The sequence below is a fragment of the Pirellulales bacterium genome, assembly GCA_035939775.1.
Taxonomy (GTDB): Bacteria; Planctomycetota; Planctomycetia; order Pirellulales; family DATAWG01; genus DASZFO01.
The window spans coordinates 1-5,413 of the sequence record DASZFO010000036.1; the positions used below are offsets into that span (position 1 = coordinate 1).

Annotated in this window: 4 protein-coding genes; 1 reads left to right on the plus strand and 3 read right to left on the minus strand. The window is 60.7% G+C overall.

Annotated features, from left to right (window positions below):
* A partial coding sequence (locus tag VGY55_01625) for an EF-Tu/IF-2/RF-3 family GTPase (GenBank protein HEV2968655.1) occupies positions 1–1,193 on the plus strand: 1,193 nt, incomplete at its 5' end.
* A gap of 203 nt (positions 1,194–1,396) precedes the next feature.
* On the opposite strand, the gene VGY55_01630 is transcribed toward VGY55_01625, so the two are convergent.
* From VGY55_01630 to VGY55_01640, 3 genes are all read right to left on the minus strand, one after another.
* Positions 1,397–2,551 carry a DUF1559 domain-containing protein gene (locus VGY55_01630; GenBank protein HEV2968656.1) on the minus strand — a complete coding sequence of 385 codons (1,155 nt, stop codon included), beginning with the start codon at positions 2,549–2,551 and terminating at the stop codon, positions 1,397–1,399.
* A gap of 314 nt (positions 2,552–2,865) precedes the next feature.
* Positions 2,866–4,005: a DUF1559 domain-containing protein gene (locus VGY55_01635; GenBank protein HEV2968657.1), complete on the minus strand. Its 1,140-nt coding sequence runs from the start codon at positions 4,003–4,005 to the stop codon at positions 2,866–2,868.
* Positions 4,006–4,236: 231 nt separating this feature from the next.
* Positions 4,237–5,413 (minus strand): DUF4139 domain-containing protein (locus VGY55_01640; GenBank protein HEV2968658.1); only part of this gene is annotated, 1,177 nt, incomplete at its 5' end.

Genomic DNA, 5,413 nt, shown 5'->3' on the forward strand with positions numbered 1-5,413 from the left:
CCGATCCGGCCAAGCCGCTCGTGGCAATGGCGTTCAAGATCGTCGACGATCCGTATGGCCAGTTGACGTTCATGCGCGTTTATCAGGGAAAGATCGAAAAAGGGGAGATGTATTTCAACCAGCGGACCGGCCAGAAGCAGCGCTTCAGCCGGATAGTCAAGATGCACGCGGACAAGCGCGCGGAGATCGACAGCGCCGAGGCGGGAGACATCGTGGCCGTGATGGGGGTCGATGCGGCCAGCGGCGACACCTTTGCCGGCCAATCCAAATACTGCACGCTCGAAAACATGTTCGTGCCGGAGCCGGTCATCAAGATGGCGATCAGTCCCGCCGTGCGCGACGGGGCCGACCGCTTGAGCAAGGCGCTGGCGCGATTCGTGCGCGAGGACCCGACCTTCCGCGTCACGACCGACGAAGAGACCGGCGAGAATATCATCGCCGGCATGGGAGAATTGCACCTCGAGATTTACGTCGAGCGGATTCGCCGCGAGTACAAGGTCGAGGTGGAAGTCGGCGCGCCGAAAGTCAGTTACCGCGAGGCGCCGACCGCCAAGGCCACCTTCAACTTCAAGCACAAGAAACAGACGGGCGGCTCCGGTCAGTTTGCCCATATCGTCGGCTATCTCGAGCCGCTTCCCGACGATTCCGAGGAGGAGATCTTCGAGTTCGAGAACGACGTGGTGCAGGGCCGGATTCCGAAGGAATACATCCCGTCGGTGGAAAAGGGATTCCGCAACTCGCTCGAAAAGGGGCCGATCGCCGGCTATCCGATCGTGGGCGTGAAGGCCGTGCTGGAAGACGGCTCGTACCACGAGGTGGATAGCTCCGACATGGCGTTCCAGATTTGCGGCCGGAATTGCTTCCGCGAGACGTTTATGCAAGCGAAGCCGGTGCTGCTCGAGCCGATCATGAAGGTGGAGATCGAAGTGCCCGCGACTTTCCAAGGCGCCGTGGCCGGCGAACTCACCAGCCGCCGCGGGATGATCGTGGCCACCGAGATGCAGGGGAACACGGCCGTGATCGAAGGAGAAGTGCCGCTGGCCGAAACATTCGGCTATTCAACCGACCTGCGCAGCATGACGCAGGGCCAGGGCACCTTCACGATGGAATTCGCCAAGTACCGCCGCGTGCCGGTCTCGATCCAGCACGAGATCATCGCCGAGAAGAAGAAGCAGTTGGTCGGGGCGAAATAAGTGCGGAGTGTAGTCATCACGCTCCGCCGTGATGACTTTCTTCTCGCGGCGACGGTAGGCTGCGTCAAGTCCGCGCTCATGCACCGGTGCCCGCGAGAATGCGGGGTGCCATGCCCACGGCTCGGCGTGGGCATGGATTGCGTTCGCGCATGGCCACTCAGGGCAGTGGCCATGGCACCCGTCGAATCAGATTTGGACGTCCGTCAATAGTTGCTCGTGCTAAGCGTTTCCCCGTCGTCCGGGAGGAGTAGCTTATCCCACACACCGAGATTTTTCGCGGTCGGGGGGTTGGCCTGGGTGCCCAATTGGATGAAGTCGCTGATAAACCGGACGCTGCCGTCGGCCATGCAGACATTCACGCCGCCGACGTGCAGACTGCGAGAAGTCATCTGCCAGTTTCCCTTGGGGCCGACGCAGCCCATGCCCGCTCTGGCCATCAATATTTCACCCTGAGACCCGGCGCCGCTGCTGCCGAAAAGCGCCTGTTCGACATCATTGCAGGTCATATCGTCATCCCCCTCGAGACTGCTGCTGTTAGGCCCGTTGTCGTCGCCGTAATAGCCGTCGGCCCAGAGCGCGCTCGGGCCGCCGCTCATAGCCCAGATGCCTCTAATGTCGAGAGCGTCCAGGCCGGATCGCATCTCGCCCAAGAGAATGGTCTTGCTAGTCCCATCGTGAATGTCCTTTATTCCGAGCGAGACGTTTGCCCCCATGATCCCGCGTACATATCGATTGCCCCAGCACTGGGGGGTCGCCGCGTCATAGGGACCATCCCCCTGGTGGGCCGTGACACTCAACTTTCCCAAAGAGGCATTTGCCGCGTAGTTGGCGCGGGCCCAATTCGCCCCCATGTTGTTCGCCGAGCCACTTTTCGTGCCGTCGAAAGGAACGGAATTGAACGGATCCGAAGGACAGATCATGGCCGGTACGCGGGTGCCGCGCATCAGGGCGTTGCTGATGTCCGGAATCGGCTTGGACTGATTCCAATTCGTGTACAAGTCTTTTCCCTCGATCTGCGGCAAAATCTTGATCACCCAATTCTCGAACAGATTTGGGTTGTTCACCATCTCGACTGCCGCCGTGATCTGGAGTTGGCCGTTCACCCTCCAGTAGGAACTCGCCGGGAATTTCTTGAACGCCGAGTGGAAGTTTTGCAGCGCCAAGCCAATCTGCCTGATATTGCTGGTGCATTGCGCTCGGCGGGCAGCTTCGCGGGCGGCTTGCACCGCCGGCAACAACAGCGCGATAAGAATGCCAATGATGGCGATTACCACCAACAACTCAACGAGAGTAAACGCGAACCGCCGAGCGACGGCCGCTTTCCGCGTGGAATAGATTTTCATACCAGAGCGTTCCATTTTGATGTCGAGGAGACGCTTCCCAGTTCCAACCGAGAGCGTAACAGCTTCCCCAAAGGAAGTAAAGAAAAAAGCGGGCCCGGACTCGGCGCGCCGCCGCGAATTTCTCGGTGCGGAAGGCGACTTTTTCGATGAACCCTATCCAAAGGTATAGCCGCTCCGCAGGAGCGTGCTCACACTCTAGTGCTTGGCCCGATTCCAAGATTTCGCGTTGGCTTCAGTCGTAGCGGGAGCATCCCGCTCCCTTGAGCGGCGGCCGGAAGCCGCCCCTACGAAACGCCTCCAACCCTAAAAAGCCAAACGGTGACAAAGCGCTAGAACTTGCTGGCGTCGACCGACTGGCCGTCGTTGGACAGGTTGAGCCTGTCCCACACGCCAAGGTTGCTGCCGGGAGGTGATGCCTTCGTAGGATCAGCCCCGGCGGGCGTGATTTCGACGAAGTCGCTGATAAACCGCACACTACCATCGGCGAAACACGTATTCACTCCGCCGATGTGCAGGCTGCGAGCCAACTGTTGCGAGTTGGAGCCACCGTGGGTCCAGCATCCCATGCCCATTTGGATTAGCTGTGCCGACGTACCGACGGCCGTTTGGGTTTCGCTGCAAGACAGCGTATCGTCAGCGGCGGTCTGGGAATCCGGACCGGCTCCGTCGAGATAACCATGAGCCCAAAGGGCGCTTGGGCTGGCGCCGCTCATGGCCCAAATGCCGCGGGCGTCCTGTGGAATTATGCCCGCGCGGATTTCGCCGAGCAGGATCGTATTGCTGGCGCCGTCCTTGATGTCGTCGATTCGCAAAGAGGCGTTGGCCCCCATGATCCCTCGTAACCAGCGAATGACCCAACCGCCGCCAATGGGTTGCGTGCCGGATCCAGCGCCGTTGCTGTTGCCGTAGCCCATGTAGCCGAGCGAGGCGTTGGCCGCATAATCGCCACGCGCCCAACCATCGCCCATCGAGCTGGTATTCGACCCCTTCGAGCCGTCGAACGACTTTTGATTGAACGAATCCGAAGGACAGAGCATGACCGACAGTGCCGTGCCGCGAGCAGTGGCGTTCGCCGCGTTGGGAATCGGATTGGTCAGATCGAAACTATTGCGCAGGTTCTGCTGTTCGAGCTGCGGGAGAATGGTGATGACCCAATTCTCGAAAAGCTCTGCGTTGTTGGCCTTTGCGATGTTGGTGAGATCGAGCTTCCAGCCATTCGAGGAACTCGTTTTCCACACGGAACTCGGCGGAAAGGTGCCGAACGAGGCGTGGTAATTCAGTAGGGCCAGACCCAATTGCTTGATGTTGTTGGCGCATTGGAGCTTTCGCGCCGCCTCGCGCGCCGATTGCACAGCGGGCAGCAACAGCGACATCAAGATGCCGATGATCGTGATCACGACCAACAGTTCGACGAGCGTGAACGCCCGCCGGGCGCGCGGCGCCCCACTCCGCTGATAAAAAAGTCGCATGGAAGTTTGCCTGATCGTTCCTCGAGATCGCCCCCAGCCCGCCTCCTAGAGCGTAACAGATTCTCGACGACAAATAAAGCAAAAAACGCCCTGGGGTTCAACCTGCCGGCCAAACCCCAGGGCGGCGCGCCCCTGGCCATCGTTTTGCGTCTTGCTGGTCGGTCGAGAAACACGGGACAAGTGCCGCGGCGAAATGTCGATTTTTCGTACTTCGTCCTTCGCACTTCGTCCTTATCTCTTCCCCGGCAGGCTGGCGATCGAAAGCTGCTTGTCGTACTCCATCTGCATCTGGTAATCGAGCGTGAAGGCTTTGGCGGCGATCGCCTGGGGCGGCACCTTCACGTCCCACCGCAGCATCCCCTTCTTGCGGTCTTGCTGCTCGTAGCGGGCGTCGTCGCTGAGCGGCTGGCCCGGGGCGACGAGCGCGAGCTTCACTTCCGTCTCCTTGGCCGTGGGCAAGCGATCCATCAGCCGGACCTGAGCGGCCTCCGCGCCGAAGTTTTCAACCGACAGTTGATAGGTGAAATCCACCACTCTGTTCCCTCCCTGGATCGACTCGTTCTTCTTGGCCAGCTCGCGGTGGGAGCGGAGCGAGGAGTCGATCCCCAGGCCCACCGTGAAGGTCTCGCCGATCGAGACGGTCGGCATGTCGCCATGGCCGACGAATTGCCCATCGACGTAGGTCGAGACCGGCCCGGCCAGAAGCACCAGCTTGCTCGAGTTCATCACGTCGGCCTCTTCATAGATGGCGCTGGTTAGCACCGGGATCGCGACGCGATAGAATTCCCCTTTCATCGCGATCGAAGCGATCTGGATCAGTTGCCGATCGGAACGGCTGGGGAGCGAAGTCCGCCCGGAAAGCTGGTAGCTGACGCTGACGCCTTCGGTATCCGATTCGTGAGCCGGTTTCGTGGCGCGATCCACCTTGGCGGTGATGATCAGATCGAGCACCTGCGATTCACGGGCCGCCTCGTTCAGAGTGGCGTCGTATTCGTCGGTTTGAAACATCAACTGCTGCTGAGCGTCCCCGTTCGGATTTCCCGCTTGCGCCGCTTGCTGGGCCGGCTGCTGAGGATTGGACGCGGAATTGTTTGCGACGGCTCCGGCGTTGATGCCGCCGCCCGCAGCGCTGTTGAAGCTGCCGAATTGAAAGTTATTGCCGGCGAAGTTGCGACTCAGCTCGATCTGCCGTCGCCTTTCCTCGATCTCCTTCTTGGCCGAGAAATAGGCCGCGGAGCCTTTAGGGCCGGGGCCGGCCGCCGGCGCAGCGCTGAGCGCGATCGAGAGCGGCTCGAGCACCGGGGCCTTGGCCACCAGCGACGGCGTGGCGGTCGAGAGGGCCATCGTCACGTCGTTCCAATCCTCGCCGCTCATCTGCTCGATCGAGGCGTTGTACTCGACCATCACC

Coding starts and splice junctions, on each gene's coding strand:
- VGY55_01630 (HEV2968656.1), bottom strand. CDS start 2,551: ATGGAACGCTCTGGTATGAAAATCTATTCCACGCGGAAAGCGGCCGTC.
- VGY55_01635 (HEV2968657.1), bottom strand. CDS start 4,005: ATGCGACTTTTTTATCAGCGGAGTGGGGCGCCGCGCGCCCGGCGGGCG.